General features: G+C 50.4%; 14 protein-coding genes and 1 riboswitch. Of the genes, 10 read left to right on the plus strand and 4 right to left on the minus strand.

What is annotated here, in order from left to right; translation table 11 throughout:
• Positions 1–110 precede the first annotated feature (110 nt).
• The gene (gene lacZ, locus L6H70_RS03470; RefSeq protein WP_236329796.1) at positions 111–3,224 is read right to left on the minus strand and encodes a beta-galactosidase, LacZ type; all 3,114 of its coding nucleotides are present in this window, start codon (positions 3,222–3,224) and stop codon (positions 111–113) included.
• A gap of 117 nt (positions 3,225–3,341) precedes the next feature.
• Between lacZ and L6H70_RS03475 the strand changes: the two genes are divergently transcribed.
• Positions 3,342–4,154, plus strand: coding sequence for an AraC family transcriptional regulator (locus tag L6H70_RS03475; RefSeq protein WP_236333098.1), 813 nt, complete (start codon positions 3,342–3,344; stop codon positions 4,152–4,154).
• Here L6H70_RS03475 and L6H70_RS03480 read toward each other — a convergent pair.
• Positions 4,151–4,378 carry a DUF6199 family natural product biosynthesis protein gene (locus L6H70_RS03480; RefSeq protein WP_236329798.1) on the minus strand — a complete coding sequence of 76 codons (228 nt, stop codon included), beginning with the start codon at positions 4,376–4,378 and terminating at the stop codon, positions 4,151–4,153. The two genes, L6H70_RS03475 and L6H70_RS03480, sit on opposite strands and share 4 nt — an antisense overlap.
• Positions 4,379–4,445: 67 nt before the next feature.
• The gene (locus L6H70_RS03485; protein ID WP_236329800.1) at positions 4,446–5,054 is read right to left on the minus strand and encodes a P-loop nucleotide/nucleoside kinase family protein; all 609 of its coding nucleotides are present in this window, start codon (positions 5,052–5,054) and stop codon (positions 4,446–4,448) included.
• Between the two features lie 317 nt (positions 5,055–5,371).
• Positions 5,372–5,558, plus strand: a riboswitch (cyclic di-AMP (ydaO/yuaA leader).
• Between the two features lie 179 nt (positions 5,559–5,737).
• On the opposite strand from L6H70_RS03485, the gene L6H70_RS03490 reads away from it, so the two are divergent.
• The 7 genes from L6H70_RS03490 to L6H70_RS03520 all read left to right on the plus strand — a co-directional run bounded on the left by L6H70_RS03490 (position 5,738) and on the right by L6H70_RS03520 (position 14,060).
• Positions 5,738–6,271: an NfeD family membrane protein gene (locus L6H70_RS03490; RefSeq protein WP_480244805.1), complete on the plus strand. Its 534-nt coding sequence runs from the start codon at positions 5,738–5,740 to the stop codon at positions 6,269–6,271.
• A 22-nt stretch (positions 6,272–6,293) separates the two neighbouring features.
• Entirely contained in the window at positions 6,294–7,715 is a 1,422-nt protein-coding gene (locus tag L6H70_RS03495; RefSeq protein ID WP_236329804.1) for a flotillin family protein, read from the plus strand.
• Between the two features lie 166 nt (positions 7,716–7,881).
• Entirely contained in the window at positions 7,882–8,358 is a 477-nt protein-coding gene (locus L6H70_RS03500) for a GNAT family N-acetyltransferase (RefSeq protein WP_236329806.1), read from the plus strand.
• 31 nt (positions 8,359–8,389) lie between these two features.
• The gene (locus tag L6H70_RS03505) at positions 8,390–9,196 is read left to right on the plus strand and encodes a GNAT family N-acetyltransferase (protein ID WP_236329808.1); all 807 of its coding nucleotides are present in this window, start codon (positions 8,390–8,392) and stop codon (positions 9,194–9,196) included.
• A 34-nt stretch (positions 9,197–9,230) separates the two neighbouring features.
• Positions 9,231–9,788: a 5' nucleotidase, NT5C type gene (locus L6H70_RS03510; RefSeq protein WP_236329810.1), complete on the plus strand. Its 558-nt coding sequence runs from the start codon at positions 9,231–9,233 to the stop codon at positions 9,786–9,788.
• A gap of 125 nt (positions 9,789–9,913) precedes the next feature.
• A complete protein-coding gene (locus L6H70_RS03515; protein ID WP_236329812.1) occupies positions 9,914–11,776 on the plus strand; it encodes a glycoside hydrolase family 13 protein in 1,863 nt (620 codons plus the stop codon).
• 25 nt (positions 11,777–11,801) lie between these two features.
• On the plus strand, positions 11,802–14,060 hold the full coding sequence (locus L6H70_RS03520) for an amylo-alpha-1,6-glucosidase (RefSeq protein WP_236329814.1): 2,259 nt from the start codon (positions 11,802–11,804) through the stop codon (positions 14,058–14,060).
• Positions 14,061–14,212: 152 nt separating this feature from the next.
• Here the strand turns inward: L6H70_RS03520 and L6H70_RS03525 are convergent, their stop codons facing one another.
• Positions 14,213–14,434, minus strand: a complete 222-nt coding sequence (locus L6H70_RS03525; RefSeq protein WP_236329816.1) for a hypothetical protein — start codon at positions 14,432–14,434, stop codon at positions 14,213–14,215.
• Between the two features lie 434 nt (positions 14,435–14,868).
• Here L6H70_RS03525 and L6H70_RS03530 point away from each other — a divergent pair, with 434 nt between their 5' ends.
• Together L6H70_RS03530 and L6H70_RS03535 are read left to right on the plus strand one after the other, a co-directional pair.
• On the plus strand, positions 14,869–15,918 hold the full coding sequence (locus L6H70_RS03530) for a LacI family DNA-binding transcriptional regulator (RefSeq protein ID WP_236329817.1): 1,050 nt from the start codon (positions 14,869–14,871) through the stop codon (positions 15,916–15,918).
• A 179-nt stretch (positions 15,919–16,097) separates the two neighbouring features.
• Positions 16,098–19,250 carry an alpha-mannosidase gene (locus L6H70_RS03535; protein WP_236329818.1) on the plus strand — a complete coding sequence of 1,051 codons (3,153 nt, stop codon included), beginning with the start codon at positions 16,098–16,100 and terminating at the stop codon, positions 19,248–19,250.
• The last annotated feature ends 25 nt before the right edge of the window (positions 19,251–19,275 follow it).

Consider the following 19,275-nt stretch of genomic DNA (forward strand, 5'->3'; position numbering starts at 1 on the left):
TTCCGCCTAGATGGTTCGTTTACATTCACTGATTCTTTAGTCCAACACACCTAAAAGGGGAACTCCTGTCGAAGGAATTCCCCTTTTTGATGTACCGTCTTGAACTTCGTTTATCTTGGTGAAATTGTAAACCGGAACGAATATGGCCGGTTGGCAGGCAAAGTGAACTCGTCATGCGTCGGGGCACCCCAGCTGTCATCGCCGCCGACGCCCATCTGCTTATAGTTCACCCGCAGTACAGTTTTATCCGAAGCAGGCAATTTATACACATGATCACTTGCTTCCAGTTCGTCGGGGGTCCACGGTAATGCGTTCACCTCAATCGGAACTGTTCCCTCGATATGGAAGCCTGTGCCGTTCACGCCTTCTGTAAGAGAAGCATATCTGACATCTGTTTTATTGCCGGATTCCTGAGGACGGAGATAAGGGGTGAACTGGTCAATGACCTTTCCGCTATATCGTCCAATTGCCGCGCCGGTATTTCTGTCCCAATGGTTCTCGTGCGGTCCGCGTCCGTACCAGGAGATGGTATCGAGTCCGCCGTCCAGCACGAACATCATGCCGAACTCAGGGATTTCCGGCAGATCACTGCCTCCCGGGTTCAAGTCTTGCGTGATCTCTACTGATCCATCTACCCGGATCTCATATCTCACCCGCAGAATGGAGTCAGGATTCGTGAACAGGAGGTAGGTGGCTGACACAAAGCAACGGCTGCCTTCCGTATGACAGTTGAAATCGATCAAACTCTGGGAGGTGGAGGCTTCTTTCCAGACGGCGCAGCGTTTATCCAGGCCGTTACCCAGGTCATTATCCGTGACGGCCCGCCAGAAATTCGCTCTTACAGGCTGCAGTAAACGTTCTTTACCGGCTGACTGATAGGAGTACAGTTCTCCGGTAGTTGTATTGAAAGCTAGAGAGAAGCTATCGCCTGAAATGGTGACGGCGTTTTCTTGTTCGGCAATGTGAAGCGCACCGCCTGTGGACACCACACGGCTGGATGCCAGCCAGGGCACAAGTACAAACTGTTCCCAGGCCATCTCATGATTGGCTTCTGACCATGAGGTTTCATCAGGCTGAGTAAAGGAAATAGTCAGCACAGCTTCTTTTCCATTCACCAATTCATTCAGCTCATAAGGAATGATGAATTCAACCGTTTCGCCAGGTGCTGCAGCTATCCGCATAGTACCTTCTTGGGTGGTTTCTCCATCCCGGGCGATTCTCCACTCCAGACTGTATTCTTCGATATTGGTAAATAAGAAGGTATTGCGGATCTGGAAATGTCCCTTTTGCAGATCTAGGGCAGAGATCTTGATGCTCTGATAGCATTTCTTCACCTCAAGCAATTTCGGAGTTACTGTACGGTCCGCAAACAATAATCCGTTGCCGCTAAAGTTTCCGTCATGCGGGGTTTCGCCAAAGTCTCCGCCATACGCCAGGTACTCTACACCTTCCGCTGTAGTAGTGCGGATCGCCTGATCCACCCAGTCCCAGATGAAGGCGCCTTGAATAATATCATATTTATCGAACAGTTCTGTATAAAGATGCAGTCCGCCGCAGGAGTTGCCCATCGCATGGCTGTATTCGCACAGAATATAAGGCTTTTGCGGGTTATTTTTGGCATATTGCTCCACGGCATCCGGCTTGATGTACATGGTGGATTCGATATCGCTGGCTGCCTCCGAAGGTCTGTAGTGGAAAATGCCTTCATAGTGAACAGGCCGGGTCGGATCGGCTTCTCTCAGGTAATCATGCATCGCAAGGAAATTATCGCCCCCAAAGGATTCGTTGCCCAGGGACCAGATGATCACGGACGGATGATTCTTGTCTCTTTGCATCATGGAATTGCAGCGGTCGATGACATTGGCACGCCATTCCGGTCTGCTTGCGGGAACGTTGTATTCATGCAGCTCCTGCTGGCCATACTGCCAGGAACCATGGGTCTCCAGATTCGTCTCATCAATCACATAGAGGCCGTATTCATCGCACAGCTCATACCATACAGACTGGTTCGGGTAGTGGGAAGTCCGTACAGCATTGATGTTATGGGATTTCATGAGCTGAATATCGCGGATCATATCTTCTTTGGAAAGGGCGCGGCCGGTGTCGCAGGAAAATTCATGGCGGTTGGTACCTTTCAGCACAATCCGTTTGCCGTTGATTTTCATCAGACCGTCTTTGATTTCGAACGTGCGGAAACCAACCTTGCAGCTGACCGCTTCCTGCAGCTGATCCTGATCGTCCACAACGGTAATGAGCAGGGTATATAAATGAGGCTTCTCCGCACTCCACTTCTTAGGGCGTTCGATGTGTGCGGATAGCTTAACCTGCTGAACCTCACCTTCGGCAAAAGTAATATCCGCCGACAACGGCTGTTCAAAGATTGGCTGTTTTTGGTCATCAAAGAGCTGCACTTGAACGGAATGAGGGGAGAGCTCCCGGTTGAAATAATTCTCCAGCTGCAAATTCACCTTAATATCGGCATCCGCAAAATCTTCATCAAGCTCCGTCACTACAAAAAAGTCCGTAAGGTGTACTTGAGGCGTCGTGTATAAATAAACATCGCGGAAAATCCCGCTCAGCCGCCAGAAATCCTGATCCTCCAGCCAGCTGGCATCACACCAGCGGTAGACTTCAACAGCAAGCTTATTCTCGCCTTCATGCAAGTAAGCCGTAATATCATATTCTGAAGGGGTAAAGGTGTCTTCACCATAACCCACTAGTTCACCATTCACCCATACATAAAATGCGGATTCGACCCCCTGGAAGCTAAGGAATACAGGCTGGCCTTCCCAGGCTTCTGGTACAGTAAATGTCCGGGTGTACGAGCCTACGGGATTATACACGGTTGGAGCAAAAGGAGGCTTCAGGTCAGGCTCGGAAAGGGCCCAGGGATAACGAACATTGGTATATTGCGGATAATCGTACCCCTGGAACTGCCAATGGGAGGGCACAGGGATTTCGGCCCAGCTGCTGGTATCGTAATCTGATTTATAGAAATCCTTGATGCGCTGCTCAGGGGTCTCCGCGAAGGCAAACTTCCAGCTGCCGTTAAGGGTTTGATAATTAGGGGAGGCTGTTTTGTCTCCATGCAGTGCCTGCTCAACAGTCGTGTAGGACATCATGGATGAATGAGCCGGCAAGCGGTTCAATTCAAAAATTTCGGGATTGTTATTCCATTCAGGATAGCCGTTGGCGGGTGGTTGGTAGTTTAGCTTCTTGCGCACATTAACATCTCCTTGTATTGTTATATTCATATTATAAATTGGCAAATGCCTATAAGATATACAAGGATATTATAGTGATATAACAATATATGAAACAGGTGAACAGACTTGGAGAGCATGATGGTTTTTTGCGAAACAGATGAAACGGTCCAGCTGCCGCTGTATGCTACAACGATCGGGTATTGGGAACATCAGGAAGAGACTGAACGTCCGGCAGGGTTTCCGGATTATCAGCTGCATCAGATTTTGGATGGCAAGGGCGAGCTGAAGATAAAAGATAAACGGCAGATTGTCGGCCCGGGAGATGTATTCATTACCTTTCCGGATATTCCGCATTCCTACACACCGGTTAGCCGGGAGTGGGAGCTGGCCTGGATATCTTTTCAGGGGAGAGAGGCCGGAGGGATGTTGTCCTATGCGGGCATCCGCGAGTCAGGTATCTGGAGACTAAGGGAACCAGAACTTCTTGCTCCGCTAAAGGAAATGCTGCTGCTGCCGGGAGGCAACGATCTCGAGGTGAACCTGGAACGTTCCAAGCTGCTGTACTCGCTGCTGCTGGACTTAAAAAGAAACCTGCCTCCTGCTCCGAATAAGGAAGATGAGCTTGTACGGATCAAACCGGTTCTGGAGCATATCGAGCTTCATCTGCACCGGACACTGACCTTAAAGGAGCTGTCTGAGGTAATCTCTGTTTCTCCACAATATTTGTGCCGGCTGTTTCAGCGTACGGTGCATGACCGTCCGGTAACCTATATCAATAAGCAGCGTATTAACCGGAGCAAGCAATTGATGTATCAGGAACGTGAAAAAAAGCTGTACGAAATCGCACAGCTGACAGGCTTTGAGAACGCGAGCTACTTCTGCGCGGTATTCAAACGATTAACCGGAATGAAGCCGGAGCAGTTCAAGCAGTTGCATGGTTTGGATTAAATGAACTGTAAAATACCCATAGCTATAAAAAACGCTCCTATCCATATTGCCACAGCACCTGAGAACGTTCTTGAATCGATGTAGGCTTGGCTTGGCTCAGAGTCGCCGCTAACTTTCCATCCTTCATTCATGCGCCAGTCAAAGGTAGGATTCTTGCGGACATAGATACCAAATGCAATCGTCCCGATCCCAATAATCATACTGAAAATTCCTAAGACGATCATTAGACCAACTCCTTTAAAGGGTTATACGGGAATTGTTGGTGAAGGTTCAGTAGAGTGAATAAATGTATTACGCCTTATCTCCCTGGTTATCGTCATTGTAAATAAACTGCTCTACCCGCTCAGCGGTAACCGCTACATCGGGATGCGAATTGTCGATTAGCGCCACGTTGGCTTCCGGCAGCGGCCACTTAAGGGTACGGCTGCAGAGTGACGAGCGGAAGAGCTCCCAATGACGAAACTTCCAGTCATCCAGCGGGGAATGCCTGCCCTGTATCCGCTTGCGGAACAGCTCCTCGTCAGCTAATGTGACCAGAACGACCTTGACTATTACGTCTTGCAGTGTAAGGCCTATCCTCTTCAGTTCGCTTTCAATCCAGCCAGGATCCGCTGCTTCCTTAGTGAAGGGTCCAACCACGTAGACATCGCTGTCCAGGCCGAGATTATCGAGTGCAGCATCCATGGTGATCCGGTACCCCAGGTCCCGGCACAGTCTTTTGTATTCGGCGGAATCCCTGTCTGTTGGGTCTAGTCCGTGCATCGTCATAATTGCATCAGCCGCAGGCCTTAATAAAATATCCATGTCGAAAAAGGCAGCCTTGCGGCGGGATGCGACTGCTTTGGCTAATGTAGTTTTGCCGGCGCCTGCCGGACCCAGGAAAAAGACAAGTTTGTTCATTTTCAGTAGGCTCCTTACTATCCTAATCGGGATGAACTTCAGCTTCTCTATCGTAACATGACTTATGTCTAAGTTGAAAATCAAAAAGGCGCGTATTTAGGATTATGGTGCCTGCAGCTTTTGATTTTGTACCAATGGGACAGCTTGCAAGAAACGGAGTAAAAAAGAGCAAATCATCGGCCGCTTAAGAGCGAAGTCAAAGAATACGCCTTCATTCGTGCAGAGGCGGCATTCTTTGGCTTTTATTTCCATACGTGGCGTTTTACATTAACCGATCACAGGCGTAAGATTCAAATCAGCAACCGAATACAATAACTGTTCTCAAATGGCTGAATTCCAGTAATGGGAACGGGGGAACCAATGGTGAACGCGGCATTCGCTCAAGATACTGCCGCTCACCCGGGGTGAATCCTTGCTGGGTGTTGATAAGCATCTCTGGCAAGGTAGGGCAATCTCGCTGCCCGAATCCGTCAGCTAACCCCGTAAGCCTCGAAGAGAGAGGATGAGCGCCATGATCGATTAATTGACCACGGAGAGCCCTGATGCTTCTGTGGTCTTTTTGCTGCGCACGCAGGAAGAGAAAATGTTCAGGATGGTAGTTAAAAATCTTATAACAACGAAAATAAGAGCATCTTCGTACGACCAAAACGGATCAAAACGGCTATAAAGGGGGGATTGATATCATTACTGTATTTATCGTGTGCTTCTGGGTAGGACTGCTGCTCCTCCTCAGCGGCGGATTTCATGGGCATGGCCTTGCAGGTCATATGCATGTAGGAGGCGGCGATGCCGGAGGTCCGGGTTTTGTGCCCATACTTCCGCTGATGGTATTTGTCACAGTCTGGGGCGGCACGGGTTATGTCCTGACTCGGTTTAGCGTGATGACTATGCTTCTAGTGGTGCTGATCTGCACAGTGGTTGCCTTACTGGTAGGCTGTCTTATGTATGTGGTGCTGGCCCGGGTGATGACCCGGTATGACAGCAGCATGAATGAAATTGATTATGATCCATCGGGTCTACTTGGATACATCAGTATTCCTGCATTGGATGGAGCCGTTGGGGAAATGAAATATGTGCTTCACGGAACGATGCGATCCATTGGAGTAAGGGCAGAAGCCGGCCAGCAGCTCTCCAAGGGCGATAGGGTGATTATTCTGAAGGTGGATAAAGGAATGGCAACAGTAACTCTCTTTGAGAGCGAAATCGGACAATTATAAATAATAGGGAGTGTCGAATGTTATGGTTCTTCTTTATTTAATCTCGGCAATTGTTGTAGTAATCCTGCTTGCTTTGTTCAGTATTGTAAATTCTTATAAAAAGGTTCCGCCCAATCAGGCGATGATTGTGTACGGCCTTGGCGGAAAAAGAGTGGTACAGGGCGGCGGGACATTCGTCATCCCCGGCTTCCAGAACAATAAAACCATCTCCATGATGCTGATGAGCTTTGATGTCATCCCGGCACAGGCAATGTTCTCCCGGCAAGGCATCAAGCTCAACCTGGAGGCAGTGGCTCAGATTAAGATCAAAAGTGATCCTACCGCTATTCTGACTGCCAGCGAGCAGTTTATCGACCGGCCGGAAGAAGACCGCGAGACGATAATCCTTCATTCAGTGGAAGGCCATTTGCGCGGCTTAATCGGGCAATTATCGGTGGAATCGATACTTAAGACACCTGACGAAATCAACAGCAAGATGCGGGAAACCTGCTCGGAGGACCTCGACAAGATGGGACTGGAAGTAGTCAGCTTCACCATTAAGAAAATTACCGACGACAAAGGCTACATCGATAATATGGGAGTTCCGGAAATTGAGCGTATCCGCCGCGATGCCAGCATTGCCAAAGCGGAAGCAGAACGCGATATTCAGATCAAGCAGGCTGAAGCTGAGAAAGAATCCTCCATTGCCAAAGCCAATGCACATCAAGCCACCATTGAAGCGGAAACCGCGGCCCGCGCCAAGGAATCCCTGTTCGAGAAGGATCTGAACATTAAGCAGGCAGACTTTAAGCTGGAGACAGAAGTGAAGAAAGCCCAGGCGGATCTTGCGTACGAATTGCAGCAGAACAAAATCAAGCAGTCGCTGGTTACTGAACAGGTCAAAATTACGCAGATGGAAGCGGAAGCCAACCGGACTGTCCGGGAAATCGAAGTGGAGCTGAGACAGAAAGAACTGGAGGCTACGGTGATTAAGCCTGCCCAGGCGGAAAACCAGGCTACGATTATGAGAGCAGAAGCAGCTAAGCAGCGGCAAATTCTCGAGGCGGAAGCTGAGGCAGCCACAACAACCAAACGCGGTCTGGCAACGGCGGAAGCAGAGCTGGCCAAGGGTAAAGCTAACGCGGAAATTGTTCAGCTGGCTGGAGCGGCGGAAGCAGGCGCACTTGAGAAGAAAGCCGAAGCCTACAAACAGTTCACGCAAGCCGCGCTCACGGTAGAATTCCTGAAGGTTCTGCCTGAGCTGGCTGAAAAAATCGCTTCCCCTCTGGCTAAGGTGGATAAGATTACAGTGATTTCACAGGATGGAGCTTCATCCGGCGTGAACAAAATTACCGGAGATATCGCCAAAATCATGACCCAGATTCCTGAATTGACCCAGACACTAACCGGTATGAACGTGACCGAGGCGATTAGCGGGCTGCTCGGCAGAAATAAAGAGCAGTAATCCATTATCGAAGTATTATTCAAACCAGCTCTGTACAGCGGCGATAGCTATTCGTGCCGTACAGGGCTGGTTTCGTTTGTTTCGGCCGGGATAAGTAGTTCAGGTCTGCTTAATCCTGTATAATAGCAAAATAAAACAGATTAGGATTGTTGGGGGCAGAATACAGATGAACATAAGACAGATCCAATTTTCAGACAATGGCCCAATCGAACGAATTATACGTGAATGCCTGATTGAATACGGAGGTAACCGTGACGGCCTGGCCTGGGCTGATGCGAGCATGCATGATCTCTATAGCTATTACAATGCAGCAGAGAACCGGGCTTACTGGATTGTAGAAGAAGATGGGGAAGTGCTGGGAGGCTGCGGAATCGCCGCTTTTGACGGGTCGGATGAAGTGTGTGAATTGCAGAAAATGTACCTCACTACGTCAACCAGAGGTACAGGAATCGCCTCAGAGCTGTTACAGACTGCACTAGATTTTGCAAAGCTTCACTATAAACAATGTTACCTGGAAACGCTGCAGACCATGGCCGCCGCGAACCGCTTTTATCAGAAGCAGGGCTTTACACTGCTGGCGGAGCCGCTTGCCGGATCTGAGCATTTTGCCTGTGACGCCTGGTATATTAAGGATTTAAACTAGCTAGATTATTATCATGGAAGAGGTGAATCCAGTGATACTTCCAGTTCTGACCTCCACACTTGCTGCACAAATCCAGCAGTCTGAGACAGACTATCTCACGTCAAGAATTCAATCCATCCTTGAGCGAAATGGGAATCCGGAGGGAGTGGAGATTGCGCGTTTCGGGAATGCTGCTGCTTTTTACATCAGGACTATGCCTTGGGCGCTGTTTAATTCCGTTAAAGGACTCTCGGATGAAGATAGTGATCAGTTGGAGGCTATCCTTCAGTTCTACCGGTCCAGAGACCGGGCCTTTCAGATCGATATCGATCCGGTCCGTTCCGGTTCCAGGCTATTCACAGCTCTGGCAGAAAAGGGCTTGCATCAGACAGGCTTTCATTCTGTGCTATACGGGCTACCTAAGCAAGAACCGCCTGCGTCACAGTCTAATATAAAGATTACTGAAATAACGCAGCCGTCTGAATTTGACGGTTTTGCCGAAATTCATTGCCTGGGCTCCGGAATGCCGCTATCTGCCAAACCTCATTTCATGAACAATAATATTGGACTACTGAACAGACCGGGCTGGAAGCTGTTTCTGGCTACGCTTGACGATGTCCCGGCCGGAGTAGCAGTGATGCACATCAATGGGAGTATAGCTTCCTGCACGCTGGCTGCGACCGCGCCGGAATACCGGAACCATGGGATACAAACCGCGCTGATTCAGCGCAGACTATACGAAGCTCATCTTGCGGGTTGTCAGCTTGTTGCTTCACAGGCCAGCTTCGGATCCACCAGCCAGAATAATCTGGAGCGTGCAGGTTTCCGGATCGCCTGGACACGGTCAGTATGGGGTTGAACAGAAAAATAGAATATACAATAGGAGACAATCAATGAGAAAACCAATTATCGCAGTTGATATGGATGATACCATCTGCCATCTCGTTAAGCGGGCGATTTATCATAACAATAATGAATTCCCGACCCATCTGCTACGCTATGAGGATATGTTCGACTGGAACAGTGACCATCTGCGCCATCCGGACAGCACGATGGATATCTTTTTTGGAAGACCGGGCCTGTATGAGGAGCTTGAGCTGTTCGATGAGCATGTAGTTGGAGAGATGGAGAAGCTGCACAATGCTTATGATGTTATTATTGTGACTGCAGCTGTACCGAAAACCGTCGTAGAAAAATGGAACTGGCTGCAAAAGCATATGCCCTTTATCCCGGCCGATAACTTCTTTACCTGCAAGCGGAAGCATCTGATCAACTTCGATCTGCTGATTGACGATGGCCCGCATAATCTGCTGCCTGCTGTACAGGAGGGCAAAAAAGTACTGTGTATCCCGCATCCCTGGAATCTGAGAGCAAGGGAAGAATATGCATTCCCGCTGATGACCTCCTGGAAAGGTGCGAAAGAGCGGATTGATGAAATTCTACAATCGTAGCCATACATTGTTAAATGCTTATAATCCTGTAGGCGCGATTGACAGACCGCCTGCAGGGACTTTATACTTAAGTCACTTAAACGTATAAGTGGAATTCAAATTCCCGCTATGAGGAGTGTACTGCTATGGATTTAGCGGCTTTTATTCATGAACCTAAAGGGGCATTATCATACGCCATTGATTCTGAGACCCTGCATATCCGCATCAAAACGAGAAAAGATGATATCCAGTCGGTCACCTTGCTGGCTATTGATCCGTTCAACTGGAAACCGGTAGCCAAGGATTCGCATGTCTATGAGTTTGCTGTAGATACAATGCAGCATGTGGAGATGAAGAAGGAGTATGTTACCCGGTACCACGACTGCTGGTTTGCCGAGCTTACCGGATTCAACTGGAGAAGAATTAAGTATGGCTTTGTGCTGAATGACGGCAATGATTATTGTTTTGCCGGCTGCCAGCAGTTCGTTCCGCTTCCCAAAGACTGGACACCGCCTAAGGATCACACGAACTATTTCCATTATCCTTATATTCTGGAAGAAGATCTGTATGAGGCGCCGTCGTGGGTAAAAGATACTGTATGGTATCAGATTTTTCCGGACCGTTTCAACCGGGGTTCTGCTGCAGAGGATGCGAAAGATAGGGAAGATCTACTGGAATGGGGCAGTGATGAGCTGGACGGCGTTCATAAAAAGTTCGGCGGAAATTTGCAGGGTGTCATTGAGAAGCTGGACTACATCCGGGATCTGGGCTGTGACGGCATTTATTTCACACCTATTTTTGATTCGCCAAGCTCACACAAATATGATACGAAAGATTATTTCAAGATTGATCCGCAGTTCGGCGACAATAGTAAACTTGGCGTTCTAGTAGAAGAGGCGCACAAGCGGGGTATTCGGGTCATGCTCGATGCAGTGTTCAACCATTGCGGCTATGAGCACCCGTTCTGGCAGGATGTATTGAAGCACGGCAGCAGCTCGCCTTATTTTGACTACTTCTATATCCTGGACGCGGACAAACCAGTGGTACCTGACACTGCGCTTGCGGCCAGTGAAGGCTATTATTTCGGAGAGCATCTGAATTACCGGACGTTTGCGTATACGGAGCAGATGCCCAAGTGGAATACCGGCAATCCTGCGGCAAGGGAGTATCTGTTAAGCGCAGCTGTCTATTGGACGGAACAATATAATATAGACGGCTGGCGGCTCGATGTGGCGAACGAAGTCTCCCATGATTTTTGGCGGGAATTCCGAAAACGGATCAAGGCCATCCGCAAAGACATTTATATTCTCGGAGAAAACTGGCTCTATTCGAATCCGTGGCTGCAGGGTGACCAGTTCGATGGGGTGATGAATTATGAGTTCACTGGACCGGTTACCCGGTACTTCGGGAAGGATCTTCCGGAACAGGAGCAGTATACTGCTGAGGATTTTGTGTATGCCATCAATCAGCTGCTGGTCAGCTATCCTAAGCATGTAGCGCGCAATATGTTCAATCTGCTCGACAGCCATGATACCGCGCGGATTCTGCACTTTTGCGGAGGAGACCCGGAGCTGGTGAAGCTTCCTTATGTCTTCCTGCTGACCTATGGCGGTTCACCAAGCATCTATTATGGCGGTGAGGTTGGCCTGGGCGGGGACGAACATCATAACCGTCAGTGTATGCCCTGGAAGCCGGACCAGCAGAATCTGGCGCTTTATCAAACGATCCGCAGACTGATCGGACTCCGCAAGGAGAATCCGCTGTTTAAGGCGATTGATATCGGGTGGCTGTCCGCAGGGGGAGCAACCAATACATTGATTTACAAAAAAGAAAGCAGCAGCGGAACCCTGTTTGTGCTCATCCATAATTCCAGCGAGCCAGCCGATATTGGGCTTCCCAGCGAAATGCAAGGACGGAAAATGAGAGATTTGTACAATGATCAGCCGGTTGAAACCGCTGCGGAAATCCGGATGGAAGCATATTCGTTTAGACTGCTGGCAGCGGAGTAAACTAAATTATGCAGGAGGAACAGTCATGACATCAGGTGCAAAACCGTCTATTCTGGACAAAATGACGATGACCGTTGAACGGAAGGACAACCGCGCAGTCTCGTTCACCAATAAAGAAGCGGTATATTACTTTACCCAATCCCATGTAACGGATCATCCTGAACACGCTTATTTTGAGGGATTGAACGTGGCGAAGAACCGGCTCTTTGGCGGATATACTTTATATGCAGACCATCAAAAGCTGGATAATCAGCAAGCAGCGGTTAAGGTCAGCCCTTATTCCATGATCCGTACTCACGGCAGCCTGACCGAAGAGCTGTGGCTGTTTGATTACCGGAATGTGCTTGAAGTAAGCCTGAACGGGGCAGGGAAAGACATTGGGATTACGCTAAAAGGAAAAGAGCTGGAGTATTTGAAGCTCAGTGGGAATACCGCTTATTTCAAGGCCATGGAAGGGGAGTGGATCATTGCACTGCGTCCCCGGAATGACCATCCGTTATCGCTGCGGAGCAAGGTCTTCCATACAGTTGGCGAAGCCGGGGGCTTCTATATTTCCGCTGCCCGGACATTAGCTGAAGCCGCTGCCTTAATTCAGGATACTGAAAAGCACGCAAACCGGCTGAAGGCTGAGCGCATTAAGCGTATGGAGGATTTTTTGCAGCAGAATGCTTATGTTACCAGTAGCAATGAACCGCTGACGCTCGCACTCCGCTGGCTCAGCCTGACGATGGATCAGCTCGTAACCAGACAACAGGGAGAGGGGATCTATGCCGGACTCCCCTGGTTCAATGAATACTGGGGCCGCGATCAGTTCATCGCTCTTCCGGGTGCGGTACTGGTCAGCGGCCAGTTCGAAACGGCTAAGCATATTCTTATGTCCTTTGCAGAATACCAGAACACAGATGAGACCTCGAAGTATTATGGCAGAGTTCCGAATATCCTGGCACCGGAGAATATTGACTACCACACGACTGACGGGACCCCGAGGTTTATTATCCAGCTGCAGGATTATGTTAAATATTCCGGGGATACAGAGGTTATTAAAAAGCTGTACCCGGCGGTGCGCAGCAGTATCGAAGGTTCGCTCAAGTACTGGGTGGATGCCAAAGGCTATCTCACCCATGATGACAATGAGACCTGGATGGATGCACGGGATGCTAACCTAAACTCCTACTCTCCGCGGGAAACCCGCGCCAATGATATACAGGCCCTGTGGTATCACCAGCTGCGGGCAGGTGTGTATTTTGCAGAATATATGGGCGATCAGAAGAATGCAGAGCAGTGGGGAAGCCTGGCTGACCGGTTAAAAAGCAATTTCGAACGGGATTTCCGCGATCCGTCACATCCGTATCTGGCGGACCGTTTGGATGCTGCTGACGAGCCGGAGTTCTCTCTGCGTCCGAACCAGCTGTTTGCTTTTGACATGTTCGAAGATCGTGACTTTAAGGATGCCGCAGTCCGTACTGCATGGGAGGAGCTGGTATATCCTTGGGGCGTTGCTTCCCTTGACCGGCAGCATCCATTCTTCCATCCCTTCCATCTGACAGAGAAGTATCATAAAGATGAAGCTTATCATAACGGCACCGTGTGGACCTGGCTGAACGGCATTGCCATGCAGCGCATGATTGAAGCCGGGCAGGAAGAAACCGCATATAAACTCTTCCATAATATGAACTGGCAGGCGCTTCATCTTGGGGTCGTCGGAGGACTGAGTGAGAACCTGGATGCCTACCCGCATGAAGGAGAGAGCTGGGCCAAACTGACCGGTGCCTATCTGCAGGCCTGGTCCAATGCGGAGCAGTTGCGTGTATGGTATCAGTATTTCCTGGGCGTAAGGCCTGATATGATCCATCATACAGTTCGGCTTGCTCCGCGAATTCCGCAGGAGTTAAGAGATCTCCATTATCATGTAAAAGTCGGAGAGGGTATGATTGAGGCTGAATATTCAGCGAATAACGCGGAGCAGCTGTACACCTACCGCTTCAAGGGAATCAAACTTCAGGCAGTGATCGATATTGCGCCGTTTGCCGAGCTGGAGCTTGAGGCCGAAGCGGGAGCTGAGCTGCGGATAAGCCGGACAGGGCAGGAGCTTGAGATTGAACTGGTGAATGGAAGCGGTGAAATCTTCAGGCAGCTAACTGTCCAACCTTCTAAGGACAGAATAGAGCAGCAGCTGCACAGCGACCAGTTCTTTGCGGGTGTGCATTTTGCAGAGCCGCTTGTACTGCAGAAGCATCCGGTAATGCAGCGCGAAAATACAACGGTTGTAGTAACAGAGGAATAGGCCGTATGCATTCGGAGACCAAAAAGACCAGTCATTTTAAGGCTGGTCTTTTTGGGGTTAACCCTCAATTCCGCTGCAGGGAGTCCGTCAGCTTAAGAGAAAAGGGCTTACAATTCTATTTTACAAAGAAAGCCCCTATGCGGGGCCGTATGTTAGTATCTGTGTGCGTATTTGCGGAGTTCCTCAGGAATGCTGATTTCCCCTAAAATCTCTTCAACAGCCTGCCATGCCTCTTGAAAAACACCACCGCTATAACTCGTCCGGTTCCGGGCGGGTCCGGTCATTGACATATCAAATACGATATATTCCCCGACATCTTCAATCACTCTAAAGCTTACTGCACGGTCATTTTTCTGAATCCGTACTTCTTCCATGATGCTTCCTCCTCATTGGATGTACCTGTATAAAGACATATTCACTAATAGAATTATACTATTATCGTGCATGTGCATCAATTCACAAATGTGATTTGTATAGTTACCAATAATGAGAGGAGAAAAGAGTATAGATCTTCCATTGTAATGAGATTATCATTAATCTGACCCACTTTGGATGAAAGAGTAGGATCAACGGGATTTATCCCATTAATCTGGCTCACTTTGGGTGAAAGAGCTGAATCAACGGGATTTATCCCATTAATCTTGCCCACTTTGGGTGAAAGAGCTGAATCAAAGGGATTTATCCCTTTGATCCTAACCCAAGCACTTAGCCCGCATGCTCACTAGTCCGCCATGTGCGTTCCTGCAGCCCCATAAAAGGGTCTATGCACATGTTATAACACGTGTTATACTTTTGCCGAGGTGCTGATATGAGCAAAAAAAGAGTAACCAGCCATGATGTAGCCAAACTGGCGGGCGTATCCCGCAGCGTGGTATCCGCTGTGCTGAACGATACACCAGGTATCGGGGTAGGCGCCCAGACCCGTGAGGCGGTGCTGCACGCGATCGCAGAGCTGAATTATCACGTGGATGCCCAGGCGCGTAGTATGAAGACCGGCCGCAGCATGACGTTGGCTGCATTCGGTGATACCGGACATCCGCTGTTTATGCGGCTGCTTGAAGGAATGCAGCGGGAATGCGAAGCGGCCGGATACCACATTCTGCTCTGCTCACCAGGGGAGCGGAGGCCGGGTGAAGCCAGGAGCGCGCTGCTGGACCTGTATCACCAGCGCAAGATTGACGGGATTGTTACGCTGGACAATACCAGCTACCGCAGTGCAGACTGGGCTGCTAAAGTGCACGACGCCGGTGTTCCCTACGTATCCGTGGAAGGATACGCAGAGACAGATGGAGTCCACTCCGTGCTGGCTGACTATAGAGGCAGTGTCCTTACAGCACTTGATTATCTGTGCAGGGATGAAGCAGAGTATCAAGAGGGGCCGGTCTATGCGGAGGTACATCACGGGACAGACGGCAGACGGATCAACTGGTCCGAGAAAAACCGCCGCAACGCTTATAAAGATTGGTGCAGCCGGCATGGCTATCAGCCGCAGATTAAGCGGATGGATGAGCTGGAGGGTGTTGAAGGTTGGATCAGCTGGCTAACTGAGCTTCAGGCGCAGGCTAGCAATGCATTGCCGCCGGTGCTGGTGAACTGGTCAAGCACGGTTCCCGACCTCTATCGCGCAGCCCGACAGCTCAGTCTCAGCATAGGTGATACGCTGAAGGTTATGTCCGCTGATAATACCATCCAAGGCGACCGCCTGAGTGTTCCCCGGCTGAGCTGTGTAGAAATTCCATATGTCCAGATGGGCGAGGAAGCCGTTCGCTGCATCTTGAAGCAGCTGGAACAGGGGCAAGACGGCAAACCGGGCAAGCTGTGGCTGCCGGCGGTCTTGAGACCGGGAGAGAGTGCATAATGTTTGGTTAAAATGGTCAGGAAAAGTAGCACTGGCTAAACTTATTAAGCTTACTGAATGGTTTATCAAAAAGCGGACCCTGCCATCAGCCGGACCGCACTGGAAATGGCATCCCCCCTTAGAGGATTGCCTTTTCTTTATAGCATATAACACGTGTTATAAAAAGGAGGATGAAAGCGTTGTTTTGGACAGATGAGAAGCTTGGCGCACGGATTGCTGAATTGGAAAGTTACCGGTACCGTGAGGCAGTTGTCTTAACGGAATGGCTTGGCCTTGAAGACAAGGAGGGGGCTAATGGTGTATACCCGCCGGACTTGAAGCTGGGAGATCCCTACCGGATCGGTGATTACTGGACCGGGCGGGATATGTACCTCTGGCTGCACAGAACGGTAGAGGTTCCGGCACATTGGCTAGGCAAACGTATTGTAGGCCTGTTCGATTTCGGGCGTACGGGCAGCGGGAATAACAGCGGTTTTGAATCACTGCTGTTTCTAAACGGGAAGCCGTATCAGGGAGTGGACTCCAATCACCAGGAGGTTTTTTTGGAGCCGGAGACAGCCGGTACGGCCGTCAGCTTTACCTTCCGGTTATGGTCAGGCCTTGAAGGCGGCGGGCAGCCGGTGCCGCAGGAGCATCGGATCAAGCGGGCGGAACTTGCGTGGCTTGATGAGGCAGCCGACAATCTCTATTACACCGGCCGGGCTATGCTGGCCGTATACAAATCGCTAGGCAGCAGTGATCCGCTGAAGCAGGAGCTGCAGAGCGCGCTGGACCGGGCCTTCCGCCTGCTGGACTGGTCGAGGCCGGGCAGCGAAGCTTTTTACGCCTCTGTCAGGGAAGCGGATGAGCAGCTGGCAGCGCGGCTTGCGGCGATGGAACAGAAGCACCCGGTAACGGTGACGGCTATAGGGCATACCCATATCGACGTTGCCTGGCTGTGGCGGCTGACCCATACCCGTGAGAAGGCGGCACGCTCTTTTTCTACAGTGCTGAGGCTGATGAAGCAGTACCCGGAATATATTTTTCTGCAGACACAGCCGCAGCTGTACGACTACATCAAGCGGGACTACCCTGAGTTGTACGCCGAAATTTCCGCGCGGGTCTGTGAAGGCCGCTGGGAAGCAGGCGGTGCGATGTGGCTGGAGGCAGATTGTAACCTGACGAGCGGCGAATCGCTGGTACGCCAGATTTTGTACGGCACGAAATTTTTGCGGGAAGAATTCGGCGTGGAATGTAAATATTTATGGTTGCCGGATGTCTTTGGCTACAGCTGGGCGCTGCCGCAGATTTTGCGCAAGTCCGGTATAGACACGTTTATGACGACCAAAATCAGCTGGAGCCAGTACAACCGTATGCCGCATGATACGTTCCACTGGCGGGGGATGGACGGGAGCGAGGTGCTAGCCCACTTTATTACTACACCGGAAGGACCGGAATCCAGCGCCTGGTATTATACTTACAACGGCTTAATGGAACCGTTCGCTGTCCAGGGCATCTGGGATTCCTACCGGGACAAGAATCTGAACCGCGATCTGCTGCTAGCCTATGGATACGGAGACGGCGGCGGCGGGGTAAACCGGGAGCATCTGGAGATGCGGCGCCGGCTCGATGCCATACCTGGGGTGCCGAACCTGAAACCGGGCCGGGCGGATGATTATTTTGAGCGCCTGAATGAGACCATCCGCAGCACGGATCAGTATGTCCATACCTGGGACGGTGAGCTGTACCTTGAGTACCATAGAGGAACCTATACCAGCCAGGCTTACAATAAAAAAATGAACCGCCGGCTGGAGCTGCTGTACCGGGAAGCGGAGTGGCTTCAGGTGCTGCTGGCTGCCGAGTCGGGCAGCTTCGGGAAATACCCGGCGGAGGAATTAAATGAGGGCTGGAAAATTATCCTGCGCAATCAATTCCATGATATTATCCCGGGCTCATCCATCCGCGAGGTCTACGAGGATTCGCGCGCGGAGTATGCGGAAGCAGAGCGGATCGGTATTCAGGCAGCCCGGAATGCAGGGGAATCTTTAACAGCTTCCTCCATACCGGATTCAGGCAAATCAGTATATACGGTATTTAACGGGGCTTCCTTTGACCAGGTAGGACTGCTCAGCGTAACCGCCGAAGATTCAGAATACAGACAGTGGCGGGATGAGAAGGGTTCAGTCCTGCGTGCACAGCAGCTGGACAACAAATGGCTGATCGAAGCGCCGGAGATCCCGATGCTGGCTGCAGCAGTCATTAGTGCAGACAGAACTGAACCTGTTGAACCGGCAGTTCAAACGAACTCTTTTGAATGGGAAAACTCCACCCTGACAACGCCTCACTATATTATGCAATGGAATGCCTCTGGACAGCTATGCCGCCTGTATGACCGTGATGCTGACCGCGAGGTGCTTGCTGCAGGGGAATGCGGAAATGTGCTGCAGGTGTTCGAGGATAAGCCGAAGCAGTATGATGCGTGGGACATTGATCTGTATTATCAGGAGAAAAAACGGGAAATTACCGCACTTGTCTCTGCTCAGCTGGTTGAATCAGGTCCGCTCGTTGCCGTGTTGCAGTTCTCCTGGAAGTACATGGACTCTTCGATCATCCAGAAGGTAAAAGTGTATGCCGTAAGCCGCCGGATTGATTTTGAGACGCTGGTTGACTGGCATGAGCAGCACCAGCTGCTTAAGGTTGCTTTTCCGGTCACCATCCGTTCGACAGAGGCTACCTATGATATCCAGTACGGTAATGTGAAGCGTCCGACTCATTGGAATACAAGCTGGGATTACGCGCGTTTTGAGAGCGTGGGGCATCAATGGGCGGATTTGTCGGAGCGGGGCTACGGCGTAAGCCTGCTTAATGATTGCAAGTACGGGTATGACATCAAGGATCATGTGATGCGTCTGTCGCTGATTAAATCGGCAACCTCACCGGACTGGCAGGCCGATCAGGGTGAACACCGGTTCACTTATAGCCTGCTGCCGCATGAGGGAGACTGGGCTGAAGGCCGTACAGCAGAGGAAGCGTGGATGCTTAACAATCCGCTGCAGGCGGTCCAGGGAGTCTTTTCCGGGGAAAAGAACAAATCGCTGATCCGCACAGATAGCGCCGGAATTGCAATTGACGCCATTAAACGTTCCGAGCAGGGTGACAGCTGTGTGATCCGGCTGCATGAATTCTTCGGCGGCCGCCGGAAAGTCAAGCTGAGCAGCGGATATCCTGTTCATTCCTGGCAGCTGTGCGATCTCATGGAGCGCCCACAGGGAGAGGTTAACTGCGGCGGTGAAATCGAGCTTGAATTCAAGCCCTATGAAATTCATACCCTGCTTATAAAATTCTTTGAATAGCTCTGCGAACTCATTATCCGGGAGG

The sequence above is a fragment of the Paenibacillus auburnensis genome, assembly GCF_927798115.1.
In the GTDB taxonomy this organism is placed as follows: Bacteria; Bacillota; Bacilli; order Paenibacillales; family Paenibacillaceae; genus Paenibacillus_AQ; species Paenibacillus_AQ auburnensis.